Raw genomic sequence first — 19270 nt, forward strand, 5'->3', positions numbered from 1 at the left:
AAATTCATTCAGGAATGATAAGGTAGTAAGTCATTGATACCCAGCTAAACGACGAAAGGCAAGCAGTCTTTTTATCGACTACTTGCCTTATCGTTGTGATTCCGGTGCGATTCAATATTTAAAACTGCATAGAATTTCATGCAAAACAATGAACATTGTATTACAGATGGTTACAGGTTAAACAATGCTTATTTATTGCATTGTAGTGCAAATAAGTAGTGCAATACTTTAATTATGTAGTGCAATTTTCGTATATTTGCACTACGGGATTATATCCTATTTCAACAATGATAATTTTAGCAGTATGGAAAGAATTACAATTTTTAAAAGGACTACGAAGAAGGAAGGCAATATTAAACTTCGCTTCCGATTGCAAGATGGGCGCAATGTAGATTTATATCACAAAAGTGGTATTGTTGCCAATCTTAAAGAACTTGACAAGTTCACTTCCGAAGGTGCAGTAAAGCCCAAAGTAACCATCTACAACAAGTTATTGCACGAAGCCATAGCAACCGAAGTTACCGTTATGCGTAAAGTTTATGCCGACATGAAAAACAAAGGCTCTGTAATGAACGGGGAAACATTTGAAAAACTAATTGATGCGGAACTTCATCCTATCGCAGCGAAAGAAGAAGCTACGTTTCTATCCGACTTTTCCAAGTTTACTGAACGCTTCTTTCGTGATGGAGTTATAGGTGAAGGACGTTTGGCGCATTATAGAGTTACAGAAAGAGAATTAACTCGATTCCTTATTATCAAAGGTAAATCAGACATTAAGACACGAGATTTTGATAAGGAATTAATCATGGACTACCGAGACTTCCTGTTAAATGAATACCTCTATGTAGAGAAATGGACAGGACTTTACACGGGACTTACATCTGCAAATGTACCTACCAAGCCACGCAGCACCAACACCGTAGCGCAAAAACTGAACCAATTACAGAGTTTCTTCACTACAATGGAAGACGAAGAACAAATAGACAAATCCCCATTCCGGAAGTTGGGCAAACAGCGCAGAAATGCAGCACTTGAAGAAAAGTACGATGACCCTATATTTCTGACCGCAGACGAATTTAATAGGGTTATCGCAATGGACGTGCCAAAGAGCTTACAGGAAACGAAAGATGCGTTTATTCTACAAAGTATGCTTGGTTGTCGTATATCTGATTTTAAGGTTATGGATATGAGTAAGATCGCCATTGATAAAGAAGAAGGGTTTGCTTATATTCGCTATCTACCTATCAAGACAAAGAACAAAAGTCACGAAGAAGTAGAAACACCTCTTATGAAAACGGCTTTAGAAATCATAAAGAAACACGACTTCAAATTTAATATATTGAAATACGTTTCCGGTGAGCGTGGTTACAACGACAAAATAAAAGCATTACTGCAATTCTGTGGTATTGACAAGGATTGTACGGTTTTTAACCAACAAACCAAAAACAACGAACATAAGCCATTGTTTGAGTTGGCAAGTTCAAAACTGTGTAGAAAAACTCATATTGACATTATGAACAAGGTACAAGTAAATCAATACGCAGCCGGACTTCATAAGGAAGGAAGCGTAGCAGTAAACAGGTACACCAAATTAAGCCTGCACGATAGATTTATACTAATGTGCGCAGCGTTCAGTGAACCTTCTTATAAAGTGGATGAATATTTAAATGTTATTGATTAATCGGTGCTGGGGGCGGTGTATGCCGACCCTACCCATAAAACAGAATAACTATGACACGAAACGATGCAAAAATGATTGCCGAAGAATTATACAAGCTCATGCGCAAAGATGTAAAGCAGCTCGTCTGTCAGTCCGTAAGGGAAGAAGCTGAGGAGTGGCTTACCACCAAGCAAGCCGCAGAGCTGATGGGGATGTCAGTGAGCTACATAGAACACAGCGACATCCCGCATACAAAGGTCGGCAGATTGAACAGATATAAAAAGTCGGACATTGTAAAACTGATGAACAGATGAGTTTTTGGTTATTCATGGTTTTGTGGCTGGTTTTGTCAGCAATACAAAAAGCAAGTAGGGAGGATTAGGATATGACAATAGAAGAACTTGCAGCAGAAGTTTGTAGCGGAAATATAACATCGGTAGAAGTGTATGAGGGTTATTTTAAGACATGGAGTAAGAACGAACGCTCTATGTTCTTTGCAAAACTCACCGCCGCACAAATGAATGAGGTTATAGCAGATACTCGATGGGATAATCTGACGTATGACCATTGCCGACATTGCATTGAATATTTGAAGCGCAAATGGCATGAAGAAGATATGTCAAGCCAAGGCAACAGACCCGATACATCAGCAGAAGAACGTACTATTGATGAAGAAGCTATCGGGAATTGGTTCAACGCTCGATTCAAAGGCGCAGGAAACGGCAATATCAATCATTTGTCGGACTTAATTAAAGACCTCAAACAAAATAGGAGCAATAAAGAATTTGCTAAAATTGCATTTCTGATTCACAATAGTAGATATTGTCTGTGTGGCAAAAAGCCATTCTCAACATTCTATCAAGACTTTTGCCTGGCAGTAGGATGTCAACAAAAGAAATATGACCCATGCAAGCTAAGAGATGAAGAATTTGCAAGGAAATTCTATTACCTTTGATATTTTTCTGATTGCAAAACAATATGAAGTCGGCTTTTTCACGGAAAGTCGGCTTTTTTCGTACATAAACACAGAAAAAGTCGGCAAAATGTCGGGTCTGATAGTCGGCTATAAATCATCTAATTACTTATTAATCAATAATATACAAAAGCCATTAAAGTCGGCTTTTTCTCATTAAATTTCACACTACCTATCTTTGCATCGAACAACGAAAGTTGAGTGCGCACAAGACTTTCTCTAAACAAGAAAGTAATGAATATTAGAGATTTAATTGAAAGTGGTGCAAATGTATCGGTAACGGTCAATTTGCTTGATTTGAAAGAGTTTATGTTATCGCTACTAAACGAGCGTGACGAAGAAAAAAGGAGAAGTGTCCCTGCTCCCGAAACCTATATTACGCAGGATGAGGTATCAGCAAGGTTGCAAGTGGATAAATCTACTTTGTGGCGATGGGATAAAAGCGGCTATCTCACCAAATGCCGTGTAGGCGGCAAAGTCCGCTACCGTCTTAGCGATGTAACTAAACTTATGGAGGGCTAAGACTATGGAAGAAAAAACAAGAGCGACCGAAGCCGCCCCGATACAGCGCAAAGGTAATGATTCTCAGCGAGATATGCAAGAAAATGCCTACATTTCTTCGGAAAGCCTTGCGGAAAAAGTAGCGGTGAAAGGTTACACCATAACTCCCGATGCTTTATCAGAAAACACTCTCCCGATAGATGGTTTATCGTCCAAGATACAAGAAGTTATTACCCAGTACACAGATGCGTATCAGTGCCCCCGGGAGTATATCGTTACCGCTATCTTTGCGGCTGCTGGTGTAGCCTTGGGGAAGAAGGTTTCAATTTTTGATGGACTTTTTTGGAACAATCCTTGCTTGTGGCTCGTAAATGTTGGGCGAAGTTCCGCAAATAAGACCGCTCCCACCAAAGCAATAATGAAGCCAATCATAGAGGCTCAACAAGCCGGCTACAATGCTTTTTCTGAGGCTTATTCTCAGTGGGAAAGGGATAATGTCGGGAAGAAGAAAGACGAACGCAATGAAGCTGACAAGCCTAAATGGAATACACAGCTTTACATTTCCAAAGGAAGCGCGGAAGGACGTTACAAGGCAATGCAGGATAATCCTAATGGAGTATTAATGTGGGCTGACGAGCTGGCTACATTCTTCGGAAATCTTGGACGATACAATAATGGGGACGATGCCACAGAGCTTCTAAACTTTTTTGACGGGACTTCTTCGCCCATCAACATTAAGAGCGAAATCCCCAAAATGCTTGAAAATCCTTTCATGTCTATCTTTGGCGGCATCCAGCCTGGTATTTTAGGCAAGATTTTTGGTAGTGATTCGTTTTTGAACAACGGTCTAAATCAGCGGGTTTTATTTGCGTACCCCGATTCCTACCCTTCAGCGGACTATTTCAAGCGCAAGCGGATTGGCGGAGAGATTAAGGAGTTTTGGCACCAAACCGTCCTATCTCTGCTTGATGATGCTGGCAGCACTCTATATCTTGATTTAGATGCAGAAAAACTTTACGGAGAATTCTGTAATGAGTGTCAGAAAAAAGCCGAGGCAGCGGAGGATGATTACGAAGCAAGCTTGTATGGGAAGTTCCGCCCTAATGTCCTTAGGTGGGCGGCAGTAGCTCACTACCTCAGCGACAATAGAGGTATGACGAGAGTTACGCCCACCGTTATGGAATACGCTATAAGATGTATGAGATATTTCGCTACAGCAGGCGCAAGGGTGTATGAGCATTTGAAACATGGTTGTTTGCCGAAGGTTAAGCCGATGGGAAATCAAGAATTAATAGCGGAACTGGCGAAGCGGTATAAAATCAGCAGCCAAGCCGACCTCGCTAAAGTACTTGGTATCAGCCAAAAGAATGTTTCAACCGCAATAAACAAGTTTAAATGACGATGGTAGGGTACAGGTATAGGGATATTTGGTGTATATTGCTGATTTACAGCTTATTATAATGATATACCCTATACCCTTATACCCTATACTCTAAATAAAATTCTTATGGAAAAGATGTTTGATGTTGAAATCTCTATTTATCGTAACGTATTCGACAATGTGGGAACAAGCTGCAAGTTATCGACATTTCTTTTTAGTAGTAAGCACAGGGCAAAGATAGAATATCTTAGAACTTTGCCCACTAAAAAAGAACGTGACAAGGTTAAGATGACGCTCCCATCTGCTTGTATAAGTGGGGTGTTCCACCCGATAAGGAAGCAAGAGTGTTTAAAAAGACATACGGGATTTATTTGCGTTGATATAGATGCAAAAGACAATCCGTCTGTTACAGATTGGGAAGCATTAAAAAGAGAGCTATCCATTCTCCCTCAGATTGCCTACATTTCATTGTCGGTATCGGGAAATGGGTTATTCTTGCTTATTCCTATATCATATAAGGCTAAGCATTTGCAGCACTTTAAAGCTATGCAGAAAGACTTTAAGGATATGGGCATAATAATCGACCCTGCTTGTTCTGATGTAAGCAGAATGAGAGTAATAAGCTACGATGAAAGTTCGTATATCAACGAAGGTGCAACGGAATACAAGAAATTACTTGAAGAGCCAAAACCTACTCTAAGAAAACTAAACTATAATGTAAACGTGGATGATACATTTAGTAGGATATATTCTTGCTTACAAGAAATTCAGTCATTCAACATAGACATTACACAAGGTTATAACAGATGGTATGAAGTAGGTTGCTCACTGGCTTCACTTGGCGAAGCTGGCAGAGAGATTTTTCACGCTGTAAGTTCCTTAAATGATAAGTATAGGTATGCAGATGCAGACAAGAAATTTTCCAATCTCCTTGCCACAACTCATGCGTTCACCATAGGAACTTTCTTTGCTATCTGTGAGGAATATGGGATTTCTTACAAGAAGGTATAGGGTATAAGGGTATAGGGTATAAGGACGCAAACATCTGTTATTCAATATGTTATGCAATATTTGCCTATACCCTCGTATATTAAAAAATCAAAGAAGTATGTACATAGAAAGACGAATAACTTTTTAATATTTGAAATATGGAACAAAAAAAGATTATAGAACAAACAGACCGATACGACATCGTGCAATGGGAATTTCAAGAAATGCCAATCACTTTCCGCTTTTGGAAAGACGGTAGCGGCATTATAGAGATTAAAGTAGATAAGCACTTTGCCATCGCTAATGGCTACAAGTCCGTTTCAGACATGGCAGAAAGGACAATTGGCAGAGCAAAATTTGAAGAAATGTTCGGAGGTGTCCCGGAATGGATAAGGGTGAACAGAAACGGAGATTTCTTCTTTGTCGGACTGCCTAAGCACCTGCTCAACTAATCGTCAAAAAAAATAAAGAGGGACGGTTGCCGATTGGTTGCCGTTCTTTTTTTTGCAAGAAATTCGGTAATTCCCGATATACAGAGTCCCATTTCGGGAAAATCAAAACTATAAAATCATAGTTTTGCAAATAAGTAGCTGATTTACAGAAGCTCGTCAAGAAATTCGGATGAGTTCAGCACCCTTCATCTTCATGTGTGTGCGTGGGTTGTCCTATCTCATCCACAATCCTTTGCAGAGCGTCCAACCGTGCTTTGTAGTCATGCCATTCCTTACACTTGCCATCCTTGCGTTTGTAGATGTGCCTTACAGGCGGCAGCGTTATATTAGCAGGAACAAGCCGCTTACCATCACCTTCCACAATCATTTGGTAAGTTTCATCAGTTAACGCGCCGACCATCAAAGAAAGATGTTCTACTTTGCGACCAATCAAACAGCGTATCAGATAGATAAACATTGCAGATTTAAGAAAGAAAAGTACATGATACTCATTCACTCCATCATGTAAGCACAGGGACCAGTAAGGAAAGCCATGCCATTTGGTTTTTGATACAGACATAAGCCGCCCTTCGATTTGTGAAAATTCGAGTTCTTGGTCTGTATAAGGCGGCACACATCGCAACCTACCACGGCTCACCCGTACATCGATAGGAACACCGCCAAAGCAAGGCATATCATCGTTTATGTTCATAACAGTTTCTTTTTTAGTGTCAATAAAAAAGGAGTGAACATTTGCCCACCCCTTATTGCGGATTACAAGCACCGGAGTAACCTTTTCTCCCTCTCACCGCTTTAGGTTCTTTCATCGTGCCCGGACATCCTTCGTTATTTATAGCGGTGAAGGTTCGTAACCGCTTGCTATCAGGAGGATAGAACTATTCTTTCTCACCCGGTAGTATTCAGTATATTGGGATTGGGTCTGTAATGTTCCACCTTATCATCATTGATGGTTATGAAACCTTGCCAACGTCCCCAGCACTCCACCGCATCCGCAAAGGCATTGTTTCCCTCAATGGCTGATTGCAACTCATTCAGAACCTTTGCAGCTTTGACACTTAGTTTCCATACCTTTTCGGCTTGCTCGCCACCGTACACGCTGCATTCCGTTTTCAGAGCTTCCAGTCCGTCCTTGTCAAGAACACACACACCGTCCTTAATAGTAGTCTTATCAATAAGTTGATGGTGCTTCTTTGTAGTCAATGCTTTGTGGATGGCTTTCACTGCGTCAGAAATTCCCCCATCGGAAAACGCAGTGGAAAGCCGTACCGACTTCGGCAGGTTCGCCATGTAAGCATCATACTCTTTTCTTGCAGCCTCAACAAGTTCATTGCACAAAGTAGAAGGGTCAGAGAGAAACTTTGTAATTTGTTCGTCCGTGAGTTCCCCGGTAACGCCTTCCAGTTCCACGATAGCGGCATTTACGGCTTTCGCCCACTCATTATTATAGTCTGTCTGCAAGGAAAGGCGGCTTTCATTGGTATAAATCAGCTTCTTCATCGGTTACCTCCTCTCTTTTCCCGACATCTTGGGTCATTTTGAATTGCACCGACAATACTCTCCATCAAAGAGCCGTATTTCGGGGCTTGTGCCTCACGTTCTCTTTTTACGATTGCCACCACATCGGCAGTAAGTTCTTTCATTTCTTTTTCGTTCATGTTATCCTCCTTTTTAGTTTAATGCAAATGTAGTCATAAATTCTTTAATCCACAACTGTTTTCACAATTATATTAAAGTGATACTTTAAGTAAAAGAAACGATTTAAGGCGTTATCTCAAAGCAAGGTGATAACTTGTACCGCCAAAGTGGAGAAAATGCCGTGTTGGGGCTGGGATGAAGCGAGAGAGGGCGCAAGGGCACTTTGCAGGATGGCTTCAAAAAGAAAAACGGCAGATAGCCTACTATGCTTCGACTATCTACGTAAAGGATATTATCACCACAAAGATACGATTTTCTTTTGATAGAGAAAATTTTCAAAAAAAAATTTGAGTGGGGACGGACTAAAGCCGAAAACCAGCCATACCGGGGAGGGGGGGCTAACACGGTATTCCGTTCTCAAATAGGTATTCCGGGGCTATGTCCGCACCGTTTGCCCAAAATACCGTACCGTCGACCCCGTAACGCTCAAACTCGCTTTCATCTTTCAGTTCCTCAAAAGCCGGGTATTTCAAAAGCGGTGTTAAATCCACCTTTCTCCGTTCTCCGTTATTGAATGTGCACAAAAGAGTGTATTTACCCATGTATTCAGCGGACTCTACTAATAGTATCATAATCTTTATTTTTAGCGTTTAACCTTTTCTATCTTGTCACCTCTTTGCGCCTTTTCCCAAATTTCAAGTAATTGCGCTTCGTGTGCATCTATGTATTCATTTATCAGCCGGATAGTTTTCGCCGTTCCTTTGCCCTCTACCATTCGGTCTTTGATAGTGATAGTAAACCAGTTGCCACCGTCTTTAATGTGCAGGTGTGGCGGGTTGTGGTCTTGCCCGTACATGTATATCAGAATACCCCGGATAATATCTATTGCGCTCATGCCTTTTCTATTGTTGTTTTGATGGTTATCGGTTGACCGCAATAAGGGCACGTTTCGCCCTTGGCTTCTTTTGCCACTTCTTCGGGTGATGCAAAGAGTTGCCACATAGGAACATCTAAGGCGGTGGCAATCTTTTCAAGCGTGGAGGTAGTAACCGATGGAGCATTAAGGGTTTGTTTCATTGACTGATAAGAAACCCCCACCTTGTCGGCTAATTCTTGTTGCGTTAAACCCTTTTCTTTCAATAATTCTTTGATTCTCATAAAGCTATCTTTTGAAATTATAATGCAAATATACTCATTTGTTATTTTCGTATATTGTTTAATATACTAAATAGTGTTAATAGTATATTATTTATATACTCTTTACTTGTATAAGTATAATAAATAATATACCTTTGCAATACAATAATAAACCAATAAGATATAAGCCTTATGACAAGAGAAGATTTAAACCAGATGTGCAGAGAATACCAAGCGGTATTATTAATGAGTGAAACGGAAGTGTTCGCCATGTACGAAGAAAGCAAGGCGGAGTGTATGGCTTCTTATGAGGCTGAAATAGACTTTTGGGAAAAACATTTCGGATATAACTATTAAAACATACGATTATGAGAACGAAAGACTTTCATTCACTGGAAACGCTGATTTCCGCAGCGGTAAAGGTAGGGCACAACAAGCAGGAAGCAACCGAGATTATCGCAAAGAGCTATGACTACATTAAAAGGGTTTACCCTAACGTGTCCGCAAAGAAAGCGGTTCACATTGCTTATGTAATTTACTAACCCAAAAACACTAAGGATATGAGTACACAATTTAAAAGCCTGATGCGTGAAGTTATGCGCATGGCTTGGCAAATGGTCAAGAAGAACGGTTATTCAATGAGTGAAGCCCTTAAAACGGCTTGGATGAACATCAAACTTAAAGCAGCCATGAAAGAAAGAATAGTTAAGTTCTACTTTCAAAAGGTGGACGGCTCGATACGTGAGGCATACGGAACACTGAAAGAAAGTTTGCTACCCGAAAACAAGGGCACGGACAATCGAAAAAAGAGTGAGACGGTACAAGTATACTTTGATACGGAGAAAAGCGAATACAGGTGCTACAAAGTGGCAAACCTCGTAAAGATAGCATAAAGTATTAACACGGTGGGTATGCCTCAACGTACCCACCACAAAGAAGAAAGGAAACATCATGTTTTTTATTTGTGTAGTGATATGGTTGCTTTGCGGAACTGCAAAGGAATTGACCGGGAAGAATGGCTTTTAAAGCGTGGGTTATGGAAATAGTTATCATGTTTCTTTCGTTGGCACTTGGAAAAGTGCTATACGACCACAATAAGAGATTTAAAGAATTTATAGATAAAGAAGATTATTAACCGTTGGCAGGTAGTGGGCTTTTCGCCAATCGCCCACACCGAACCAGCACAAAAATACAAGGATATGAAAAAGGATTATAAGAATTATGACTTATCACCGTTGAATGAGTATTTTAATCATGGGGCTACACCCATGCAGTTAGACAATGAGATAAACGAGTTAATGTACAATTATGCTTCATGTGTTAATGATGCGGATGAGTGCTTTAGTCGTGATGTAAGTACGCTATACTGTTTGCATCGTATTCTTATACAAATAGCACAAAAGGCAGGAGAAACAGATATTTTATAAATAATGCCATGCAGACAAGACCACCGCCAAAAGCGTATCCATCAAAAAGCAACCATGCCTTGAACAAAACGTTGTTCTCTTATGGCTTGGGGCATTTCAACAAATAACAGACTAAACTATATCCCTGCGGACGGATTGAACGGTATCGGGTAGCGAGAACCCGGCAGGGAACGAATACACAAACTTGGCGGCTCGTCCTCTTTCCAATGCAGAATGCAAGGTTGGATATATCGGGGAAAAAGCGTACCTTTGCGTTATGTTCGTTTCATACGAACTAAAATTATCATTATAAGGCTATCTGTCTGTGAAGATGGGTAGTCTTTTTCGTTTGATAATACCCCAATAGAGTACGGCAAAACATAGGGTCTAAATATTCAGTAGTGCAAATGTTAGTGCAAACACCAAAAATAAAAAGCGCAAACAACTGATAATTAGTTATTTACGCTTTAGTTAAGTGATTCCGTTGCGATTCGAACGCAAGACCCACGCCTTAGAAGGGCGTTGCTCTATCCAGCTGAGCTACGGAACCAGCCTTAATTGCGGTGCAAAGGTACGCTTTTTTACGAATATTGCAAATTTTTGTATCACCTTTTTTCGTTACCTATGTACAAAAGGCTCATTTGCTACATAAAAAGTAATGATTAGTTACCTTTACAAACAAGATACACGGTATTTATATACAGATGTATTAAAACATTTTGCAAATTATCAATGTTACTAATTATAAAAAGTAAAAATATGGAGGAATATTCAAGTAGGAAAAGTAGCATTGACCCGAAAATGAATGAAAGAGTAATAACAACTAAATTTTAAAGAGATGGAATGGGGAAATCAGTTGATACAAGAATTACAATGGTCAAATAAAATCAGTAATAAGGCGAGTAAGGAACTGGTAGCCAGGAAATTGCCGGACTGGCCAAAGACGGTGATGTCATAGGAGCAGGCTCCGGCTCTACCGTTTATCTCACTTTGTTTGCATTAGCTCAGCGAGTTAAACAAGAATCTTTGCATATAGAAATCATTCCGGCATCTGCCGAAATTTCGATGACATGTATACAGCTTGGCCTGCCGCAAACTACTCTGTGGAATAAGCGCCCGGATTGGACATTCGACGGTGCAGACGAAGTGGATCCGCAGAATAACCTCATCAAAGGACGTGGCGGAGCCATGTTTAAGGAGAAGCTCCTAATTAAAAGTAGTGGTAAGACTTACATCATTGTCGATGAAAGCAAGCTTGTCAGCAAACTGGGGAGCAAATACCCCATACCGGTGGAAGTATTTCCACATGCTCTCTCCCATGTGGAACACGAGATACGCTTATTGGGAGCTTCAAAAATCAGCCTACGTCTTGCAGAAGGAAAAGACGGTCCGGTATTTACCGAAAACGGTAATTTCATTCTTGACATTCATCTCGGCAACATTATTCCTGATTTGGAACAGAAACTGAAAGCCATTACCGGGGTTATCGAAAGCGGGCTGTTCATCGGTTATGACATTACAGTCCTAATGGCAAACCGCTGATGTACCAAAGCACAAATAAGGCAGTCCATGCCAATAGAATGACTAAAGAATATCTCCAAGTATACTTCAGCAATGAACCATAAGTGGATTGCCTATCATATTGCTGCATATAGGTCAAGACAAGTGGCATGTAGAACATAAAAGGTGTTATGGCATTTGTTGCACTGTCACCTATACGGAACGCACATTGGGTCATATCCGGCGAAATGCCCATACTTGCCAATACCGGAACAAAAATGAAAGACATAAAAGCCCATTTAGCTGTGGCAGATACCATAAAGAGATTGACCAGCGCCGTGAAAAGAATGAAGAGAATCAATATCCATAAGCTGCTCAAAGAGGCGGAGGACAGCAGATTAGCGCCTAAAATGGCAATGCACTTGTCCAAGTGGGAATATTCAAAACAAGCAAACATCTGTGAGGCAAAGAAAGCTATCACAAAATAAACGCCCAGCTGTTTCATCGGCTGCGTAAGTCCTTCTATCACATCACCGTCCGTACGGTATCGACCGGAGGCAAAACCATAGACCATCCCCATCAAACCGATTCCAAACGAAAGCAAAAACAGGATACCGACTATAAACGGAGAACGAATCAGCCCACCATTGACACTCCGCAATATCCCCCATGAAGAGAATGTAGCCCACAGAATAATGGCAATATACAGCAAGCCTGCAAATACGGCTCCCAACATAGCTCTCCGTTCCTTGCGGGACAATTGTTTGTAGCCATTAAAATGAATATCCCCTGCATACACTCCCAAGTGCGGCAACAAGCTCCTGCGGGTAATATGATAAATAATGAATGCAAGCAGGAACGTGGAAACGAAGAGAAAATAATAATTGCACAGCGGTCCAGTCTGCCCCGGAGCAATATTCATCCTATCAGCCGCTTCTTGCGTTACAGAGGCAATCATGGGGTCTAATGTACTCAAAAACACATTAGCGCTATAGCCACAAGAGACTGAAACATAAGCTGTAATTATACCTCCAATGGGGTGCAGACCAACGGACTGGAACAAAGTTGCGGCTATCGGCAACAGAATGATATATCCTGCATCTCCCACTATATTGGACAACAGTCCTAGGACAATGACCAGCAGAATAATGCGCCAAGGATCACGTGGACGTCGTACCCCCCTGCGAATACATGCATCGATGAAACCCGAATGCTGTGCCACCCCTATTCCGAACATAGCCACAATCACCAGCCCTAACGGAGCGAATCCCGTAAAATTGGTTATGACATGGCGCAGCAGCCAGCGTATGCCCTCCGGACTCAGCAGGCTCTGCACCCGTATTTCTTCTCCAGTCTGCGGTTGCAGCACGCTCAGGCCATAGACATCGAATATCCATGAAAGGAGGATGACTGCCAGCGTCAGCAGGAAGAACATCGTAGCGGGATGTGGCATTCGGAGTTTACTCATCGTCGGCTTCCAGATTGTCTATATTCAGGATTCGAAGTTCCAATGCACGCACCACCAGACGAGTGGCATTCACCCCCACCCGTTCACTAGGCGGGAAAAGACGGCCGACCAAGTCGTTCTGCCGTTTCTCCAGCGACTTGACACCAAAAGGCATTCCCCTGAGATTGGCAATCATTTCTTTGGTATAGCCCAGTGCCAAATGACGGAGGAAACGCTCGTCATACTCATCAATATCATAGCTTATGATTGCTTCCTGACGTTTTGCATCATTCAGGACAGATTTCTTGAAGCGTTCCACAATCTTCTCCAGTATCGGATAGTTAAAGACCAGCTTCTTGCCGTCCATCACTGCCTGCACATCGGTTTTGGTCAGCAACTCTCCGGTTTTCAGGATAATGCCGTCGGCACCGGCTTCAAGTACGTCCACCCATAACTTCTCATTCAATATTTCTCCCGTGAATATCAGCACATGTACTCCCGGATAACGCTTGAAGATATTCCGGCAGATGTCCACCCCGATTGTGGTCGAGCCTCCCAATCCCAAGTCCAGCAGGACAAGATCCGGCACGCCGGCTTCAATCAATGTCCAGAACTCCTGCTCAGTCATGGCAGTACCTATTACCTCCGCATCGGGAATTTCATGGCGGAAAATTTCTTCCGTCCCTTTCAGTTCCAACTTGACATCCTCAACGATGATTACTTTAAATTTTTTGTCTTCCATATTTCATTTTTTCGGTAGCGTAAAATATATTGTAAAACCTCCTTCCCTTCCCGGTTCGGCATTGATACGGCATCCCCGGCGTCCGGCAAACTCGTCATGGTCGCGGATAATCTGCTTGCACACCAGATATTCCGTACCACGCAGTTCACCTTTCTCACCGGCCGTCATGCGTGACAAGTCGGGATAGAACAATTGGTTCAATTCTTCACGGGTCTTTTCCCTGCGCATATCTGTAAACAGAAAACGTATAAATTCCCCATCTTCCGGGCCGACAGACAGACAGCTCCATCCAGAGTTACGGAGCAAGCCTCGTCTATCAGGTTTTCAAGCAGGAAACGCAACTGGTTCCAGTCACCGGTAATCCGTCCTTCCAACGGTTGTATCTTAAAATCAATATGCGCTTTGTTTCCCTTATACACTTTGCGGAAATATTTCCCGGCAGTAGCCATAAGTTCCGGCACAGATATTGTCGCACGCCTGAAAGTCACCTCTTCCAACTGGCGGGAAGCGCATGAACTGAGTGTCGTAAAGATACCTTTGTAATACTCTATCAATTCGCTGATGGCAACCACCGTTTCCCGCTCCTCCGCTTCTGTCTGTTTGCCGGACCGCAGTTTCCCTATCAGCTGCTTTATCTTGTTCGGATAATAAATCGTTTCATGCTTGATGGTCGAGAGACAATTATCCAGCACCATGTTCTGTACATGCAGCAAACTGTCTTCCCAGGAAGCTCGCCGGGCTTCATCCTGAGCCACTTCGATGTCCCGGTATTTCGTAGCCAACTTAACCACTGCATTAAAGATTACAATGGAGACATAACGGGCTATCAGTTCCAAAAGCAGATGGTCGGTCTCCTGCTCCGTGCCTTCCCTGCGTTCCAGACACAGCACACCTATGCAACGGCACATATTTCCCGCATCCACAACAAGCGGCAATGCCTGTATACCCTTTTCCGATATGTACACTTGCCGCTCAAAGCAATTCTCCATATATTTCCTCCAGACAGGCAGCCCGTCCACGGCGGTATCTTCCACAGGATTGGAAGTGTATTCCAGCTTATGTGCAGTCTCGTTGTATACGGCTATGCTTAACCGGTCGATACTCAAAAGTTCGTTCACTGCATCAAAAGCGGAACCTACAATCTGCCGTGGGATTTCCTTCAATGTATCCTCCTCACGCTGCAACATTTCCTCCGTATCCGAAACCGGCAGCAAGGAGGCATTGAACACCTTTCCGTTGATTTCCAGTACTTGCTCCAGATTCCAGCGGTTCACCAGACGTTTTCGGAAATAGAGTATGTAATATCCCAACAGTAATACGAACAGCAAAATCACCGCCAGCAAAATGCCCACCATCTTGTTGTTGGTGGAACGCTCCAGCTGCCGGCAATATTCTTCCAAGGACTGGTCTTCTCCCAACAGTTTGTATAAGGTGGTGTAGGCAGCATTATTATAACTATAGTCATCCCATTGCTTCAATGCAAGAAATGAGACTGCCGCTTCATTCCTTATATCCAGAATTACATGGTAATCCGAATTGAACATCCGGTTCCACCAATCCAGTTCCGCAGGCGCCCCGTCTCCCGTCAGTGTCATATAGCGATGTATAGGATGGGCGTATTGCTTGTAATGTTCGTTCAGGCAATACATTGCCGAATCTATGTATTGCAGAGCCAGTTCGTATTCTCCGTCTACATTGCAGTAATAAGCTTCATTGGCATAATCGGAGGCTTCGTCCAGCAAAGCTTCGTATTCATTCTGTGCAAGCAGTGCCAAAGAATCCGGTAACACCTCTCCGGAAGCAGGCTGTTCCACAGCATGCCGGCAGGATGACATGCACAAAGACAACACAACGAGCAACACCGACACAGACTTACGGATACCGGCAGGCAGACGGAAATAAAAACGGCTGCCTTTTCCCAGCCCGCTCTCCACATTAAACAGACAAACCTTGAACAAATCATTCGTCTTGCGATATTTTTCAATGATACCCTTACAGTTCATCAGTCCAAAGCCACTTCCTTTATTCTTCCTCAATTCCTCCTTGTCGGGAGCGTCACTCATACCGATGGCTTTCGAGTCATATACTTTTTCTCCCACAATGCGGGCTACATCTTCCGGTGACAATCCACAACCATTATCCTCTACCGAGATTTCCACGTAATCCTCCTCCTGCCGTGCATATACTTTCACCATACCGCCCTGAGGGGTATATTTACGGGCATTCTCCGCCAGTGTATTTATCATAAACAATGTAAGGGCCTTGTCCGCCTTTACCCGGATATCCGTAGGCTGCACCTCCAACGACTGTCTCTTCATCTCGAATGTACGGCTTCCTTTCCTGAGCAGCTCGAAAAGTTCATTCAATTCGAACGTCTCTATGTTCAGGCTAAGGCTCCCTTGCTTCATCTTTATCCAAAGGGCAAGAATATCATTGTATTCGTTGATGGTAGTGACCAACTCGTCGATATACTGGTATTTCTCCTCTTTGATCCGCTCCTCTTTGATGAATCCTTTTTGAGTCAGTTTCTGCACTTCATTGATGATACGGTCTATGTACGGGTGAATTCCGTTGACAATAGCCATACATGCTTTCTTTATCAGATTTTGCCGTTTGTTCCCCGCGATGTGCTGCTCGTAAATGTAGCGTTGCTTTTCCAGTCTGCGGCGTTCGTCGCCAAGGGAGATGGACGTCATGCCGTTGTCAATTGCCCATTGGATATAAGGGGTTATCACCCGTACCATCGCCTGCTCATCCTTGCTCATCCGACGCGGGAACACTAATTGCCCGTTGTCTATGCGGATATCCTTCACTCCAAACAGCTTTTCCAATTCCGGGCAGACAGCCGTCCGGATGGAGCCGATGATTTCCTCCTCAGTCTGTGCATCTGCCGGAATGGACGCCGTTATCTTCTGACAGATATCCAGCATCAGTTGCAGACGGTGGAGATGCACCCTGTTCCGGTCTTTGGAACGCTTGTTGAAAAACCAGAAGAAGAGGGATACAAGCACGAAGCCCACAATGACCAGTGACAACACGACGTTGAGCTGTCCCGCCTCCTTTTCCAATGCCTGATAGCGGCTTTCCAGCTCTTTATCCTGGCGTGTATCTTCAAGGATATCCAGGTAAATATTGCGGTTATAGTCTGATTTTTCTTTCATCCCGAGTCCTGCATACGAAACGCTCAACTGTTCACGAATACGTGAAATCCACTCGGGTACGGTTTTCAGTTTCTGCTCCATCCATGCCTTCTCCGCACAAATCGTATCCCGACGGTCAAATGCTTTCAGCCAGTCCAAACTATCGTGGCAGTCATAGAAAAGGCGGTGATGGTCATTTACACATTCCAGAGCAAGTTTCAGCGTGTCAAGGGCTTCCGTATAGCGACCGTGGGCATTCAGGTACTTGCCGATGGATACATATGCGCCTGCTATCTGATACAAATCCTTGTATTGGCTGAATTTCTGCAATGCCAACTGCCCCAGACGCATGGGCAGCAGCGAATCTACCGGTACTCCAAAACGTGTCAAGGCATGGGAGCGGCGGTCTTGAAAAAATGCGTAATTATCCGGTGAAGCCATCAAGTTGGCAAGTCCCTGCACTCCATTGCCCTCAAAGTAAAGATAGCCCTTGCGCGAAGCCAACCGCCATGCGGTATAGAGCTCGTCAAATTCTTTCAGTCTTCGCTCATCCGGTGTCTCACCCTCGCATAAGGCAGCAGAACCTTTGATGTAGTGATAATACAACAACTGATTGGTATCTGCCGGCAACTCTTGTTTTTTAGTAACTTCATTAATAGAGGCTACAGCTTCCGGACGCTGTTGCAAATAATAATAATACACAGCAGATACGATATAAAATTCCGAACGGGCATAATTCAAACGCATTTGTTCGTGTTGGTCCACAAACAGGTTGTCATCCTCCGCTATTCTTTTCATACGGTGCAAGGCACTGTTGCGATAATCGTAGAACTCCTTGTTCAACGCCGTCCGCTGATAAATCTTCATCAGACCGATGTCGGCAATAAGGAGTTCCAGTTCATTCTTGGTCAGATTATAGACATCCATATGAAACTTTTCGGCCTGCTCAAAATCCATGCGCATAAAAGCACAAAAGCCCAGGTTATTGGATGCTTCCACTTTTCCCTGTTTATAGAGGCTGACTTCACGGTAGGCCCTTGATGCCGCATGGCAGGATGAATCCAGGTTTTTATAACGATAAGCATAAGCCGCCTGGTTCAGTGAGTCGATAAGGCGTACTTCCTTCCTGGGTGCCGTTCCCACACACGAAACCATTGTTGTACAAAGGCACAACAACCCCGCAAACCATATGGAAGAAAGTCGTTTCATAAAGCAAAGCTACGAATAAATCCGGGAAAGAAAAATAATTTTTATACAATAACTCTTGTTTTATGTAACGGGAAATTCATACCTTTGCACGCAAATTAACAAATAGGTAACATCTATTACACAAATGAGCGAAAAAGCACCCTTTATGGTATTCTCCGGAACAAATTCGAGATACCTTGCAGAGAAAATCTGCGCTAGCCTTGATTGCCCTCTGGGAAAGATGAACATCACCCATTTTGCAGATGGTGAGTTTGCAGTCTCTTATGAGGAATCTATCCGTGGCTCGCATGTATTCCTGGTTCAATCAACCTTCCCTAATTCTGACAACTTGATGGAACTTCTGCTGATGGTTGATGCTGCTAAAAGAGCATCGGCAAAAAGCGTTGTAGCCGTTATTCCTTACTTCGGTTGGGCTCGTCAGGACAGAAAAGACAAGCCTCGCGTGTCCATTGGCGCCAAGCTGGTGGCCGACCTGCTCTCTGTTGCAGGTATCGACCGTCTGATTACGATGGACCTTCATGCAGACCAGATTCAGGGTTTCTTCAACATTCCGGTGGATCATTTGTATGCATCAGCAGTATTCCTCCCCTATATTGAATCCTTGAAACTGGAAGACTTGGTAATCGCCACTCCGGATGTGGGCGGTTCAAAACGCGCCAGCACATTCTCCAAATACCTCGGTGTACCCCTGGTATTGTGCAACAAGACACGCGAAAAAGCAAACGTGGTTGCCACCATGCAGATTATCGGTGATGTAAAGGATAAGAATGTTGTATTGATAGACGATATTGTAGATACAGCAGGAACCATTACCAAAGCTGCCAACATCATGCTGGAAGCAGGAGCCAAATCTGTCCGTGCCATTGCCAGCCACTGCGTAATGTCCGACCCGGCTTCTTTCCGTGTACAAGAGTCTGCACTGACCGAAATGGTATTTACCGACAGTATCCCCTACTCTAAAAAATGCGCCAAGGTCAAACAGTTGAGCATTGCCGATATGTTTGCCGAAACCATCAAGCGGGTGATGAACAATGAATCAATCAGTTCACAATACATTATCTAACCGCGGAGCGGTTAGAAATTAAAAATTAAAAATT

20 protein-coding genes, 1 tRNA gene and 2 pseudogenes are annotated in these 19270 nt (G+C 43.1%); 13 read left to right on the forward strand and 10 right to left on the reverse strand.

The genetic code is table 11. The annotated features are described in order from the left end of the window. Window positions 1–304: 304 nt before the first annotated feature. From JCM16496_RS09035 to JCM16496_RS09065, 7 genes are all read left to right on the forward strand, one after another. Window positions 305–1681 (forward strand): phage integrase SAM-like domain-containing protein, encoded by a 1377-nt coding sequence (locus tag JCM16496_RS09035; RefSeq protein ID WP_025833762.1) that lies wholly within the window; start codon window positions 305–307, stop codon window positions 1679–1681. A 50-nt stretch (window positions 1682–1731) separates the two neighbouring features. After that, the gene (locus tag JCM16496_RS09040; protein WP_025833765.1) at window positions 1732–1974 is read left to right on the forward strand and encodes a helix-turn-helix domain-containing protein; all 243 of its coding nucleotides are present in this window, start codon (window positions 1732–1734) and stop codon (window positions 1972–1974) included. 71 nt (window positions 1975–2045) lie between these two features. Beyond that, window positions 2046–2615 carry a hypothetical protein gene (locus JCM16496_RS09045; protein WP_025833767.1) on the forward strand — a complete coding sequence of 190 codons (570 nt, stop codon included), beginning with the start codon at window positions 2046–2048 and terminating at the stop codon, window positions 2613–2615. Window positions 2616–2867: 252 nt separating this feature from the next. Beyond that, the gene (locus tag JCM16496_RS09050; RefSeq protein ID WP_025833768.1) at window positions 2868–3155 is read left to right on the forward strand and encodes a helix-turn-helix domain-containing protein; all 288 of its coding nucleotides are present in this window, start codon (window positions 2868–2870) and stop codon (window positions 3153–3155) included. 4 nt (window positions 3156–3159) lie between these two features. Continuing rightward, window positions 3160–4533, forward strand: a complete 1374-nt coding sequence (locus JCM16496_RS09055; RefSeq protein WP_025833770.1) for a DUF3987 domain-containing protein — start codon at window positions 3160–3162, stop codon at window positions 4531–4533. A gap of 108 nt (window positions 4534–4641) precedes the next feature. Then, window positions 4642–5526 (forward strand): BT4734/BF3469 family protein, encoded by an 885-nt coding sequence (locus JCM16496_RS09060; protein WP_025833772.1) that lies wholly within the window; start codon window positions 4642–4644, stop codon window positions 5524–5526. Window positions 5527–5663: 137 nt separating this feature from the next. Further along, a complete protein-coding gene (locus JCM16496_RS09065; RefSeq protein ID WP_025833774.1) occupies window positions 5664–5957 on the forward strand; it encodes a hypothetical protein in 294 nt (97 codons plus the stop codon). Between the two features lie 175 nt (window positions 5958–6132). On the opposite strand, the gene JCM16496_RS09070 is transcribed toward JCM16496_RS09065, so the two are convergent. From JCM16496_RS09070 to JCM16496_RS09100, 6 genes are all read right to left on the reverse strand, one after another. Further along, window positions 6133–6648 (reverse strand): hypothetical protein, encoded by a 516-nt coding sequence (locus JCM16496_RS09070; protein WP_128809516.1) that lies wholly within the window; start codon window positions 6646–6648, stop codon window positions 6133–6135. Between the two features lie 194 nt (window positions 6649–6842). Next, window positions 6843–7454 carry a hypothetical protein gene (locus JCM16496_RS09075; RefSeq protein WP_025833778.1) on the reverse strand — a complete coding sequence of 204 codons (612 nt, stop codon included), beginning with the start codon at window positions 7452–7454 and terminating at the stop codon, window positions 6843–6845. Beyond that, complete coding sequence (locus JCM16496_RS22680) at window positions 7451–7597, reverse strand: hypothetical protein (RefSeq protein ID WP_159102446.1); 147 nt, start codon at window positions 7595–7597, stop codon at window positions 7451–7453. Before JCM16496_RS22680 ends, JCM16496_RS09075 begins: the two co-directional genes overlap by 4 nt. Window positions 7598–7990: 393 nt before the next feature. Next, the gene (locus JCM16496_RS09090) at window positions 7991–8224 is read right to left on the reverse strand and encodes a DUF2442 domain-containing protein (protein WP_025833780.1); all 234 of its coding nucleotides are present in this window, start codon (window positions 8222–8224) and stop codon (window positions 7991–7993) included. A gap of 11 nt (window positions 8225–8235) precedes the next feature. Next, a complete protein-coding gene (locus JCM16496_RS09095; protein WP_025833782.1) occupies window positions 8236–8487 on the reverse strand; it encodes a DUF4160 domain-containing protein in 252 nt (83 codons plus the stop codon). Then, window positions 8484–8750, reverse strand: coding sequence for a helix-turn-helix domain-containing protein (locus JCM16496_RS09100; RefSeq protein ID WP_025833784.1), 267 nt, complete (start codon window positions 8748–8750; stop codon window positions 8484–8486). The genes JCM16496_RS09095 and JCM16496_RS09100 overlap by 4 nt, the downstream gene beginning before the upstream one ends. A 171-nt stretch (window positions 8751–8921) precedes the next feature. Between JCM16496_RS09100 and JCM16496_RS09105 the strand changes: the two genes are divergently transcribed. From JCM16496_RS09105 to JCM16496_RS09125, 4 genes are all read left to right on the forward strand, one after another. Further along, window positions 8922–9086 (forward strand): hypothetical protein, encoded by a 165-nt coding sequence (locus JCM16496_RS09105; RefSeq protein WP_025833786.1) that lies wholly within the window; start codon window positions 8922–8924, stop codon window positions 9084–9086. Between the two features lie 11 nt (window positions 9087–9097). Next, window positions 9098–9271: a hypothetical protein gene (locus JCM16496_RS22685; RefSeq protein WP_159102447.1), complete on the forward strand. Its 174-nt coding sequence runs from the start codon at window positions 9098–9100 to the stop codon at window positions 9269–9271. An 18-nt stretch (window positions 9272–9289) separates the two neighbouring features. After that, window positions 9290–9622, forward strand: a complete 333-nt coding sequence (locus JCM16496_RS09115; RefSeq protein WP_025833788.1) for an SH3 beta-barrel fold-containing protein — start codon at window positions 9290–9292, stop codon at window positions 9620–9622. A gap of 306 nt (window positions 9623–9928) precedes the next feature. Next, window positions 9929–10156 (forward strand): hypothetical protein, encoded by a 228-nt coding sequence (locus JCM16496_RS09125; RefSeq protein WP_128809517.1) that lies wholly within the window; start codon window positions 9929–9931, stop codon window positions 10154–10156. 455 nt (window positions 10157–10611) lie between these two features. Here JCM16496_RS09125 and JCM16496_RS09130 read toward each other — a convergent pair. Beyond that, window positions 10612–10685, reverse strand: a tRNA-Arg gene (locus tag JCM16496_RS09130). 288 nt (window positions 10686–10973) lie between these two features. Here JCM16496_RS09130 and rpiA point away from each other — a divergent pair. After that, window positions 10974–11677, forward strand: a pseudogene (rpiA, locus tag JCM16496_RS09135) (ribose 5-phosphate isomerase A). Here rpiA and JCM16496_RS09140 read toward each other — a convergent pair. The 3 genes and pseudogenes from JCM16496_RS09140 to JCM16496_RS09150 all read right to left on the reverse strand — a co-directional run bounded on the left by JCM16496_RS09140 (window position 11652) and on the right by JCM16496_RS09150 (window position 18173). Further along, window positions 11652–13103, reverse strand: a complete 1452-nt coding sequence (locus JCM16496_RS09140) for an AbgT family transporter (protein WP_128809518.1) — start codon at window positions 13101–13103, stop codon at window positions 11652–11654. The pseudogene rpiA and the gene JCM16496_RS09140 overlap by 26 nt on opposite strands. Further along, window positions 13096–13824, reverse strand: a complete 729-nt coding sequence (locus tag JCM16496_RS09145; protein ID WP_025833794.1) for a DUF5932 domain-containing protein — start codon at window positions 13822–13824, stop codon at window positions 13096–13098. Before JCM16496_RS09145 ends, JCM16496_RS09140 begins: the two co-directional genes overlap by 8 nt. Window positions 13825–13827: 3 nt before the next feature. Continuing rightward, window positions 13828–18173: pseudogene (locus JCM16496_RS09150) on the reverse strand (ATP-binding protein). 124 nt (window positions 18174–18297) lie between these two features. On the opposite strand from JCM16496_RS09150, the gene JCM16496_RS09155 reads away from it, so the two are divergent. Further along, window positions 18298–19236: a ribose-phosphate pyrophosphokinase gene (locus JCM16496_RS09155; protein ID WP_025833796.1), complete on the forward strand. Its 939-nt coding sequence runs from the start codon at window positions 18298–18300 to the stop codon at window positions 19234–19236. Window positions 19237–19270: the final 34 nt, after the last annotated feature.

The organism is Bacteroides rodentium JCM 16496 (assembly GCF_000614125.1).
Classification (GTDB): Bacteria; Bacteroidota; Bacteroidia; order Bacteroidales; family Bacteroidaceae; genus Bacteroides; species Bacteroides rodentium.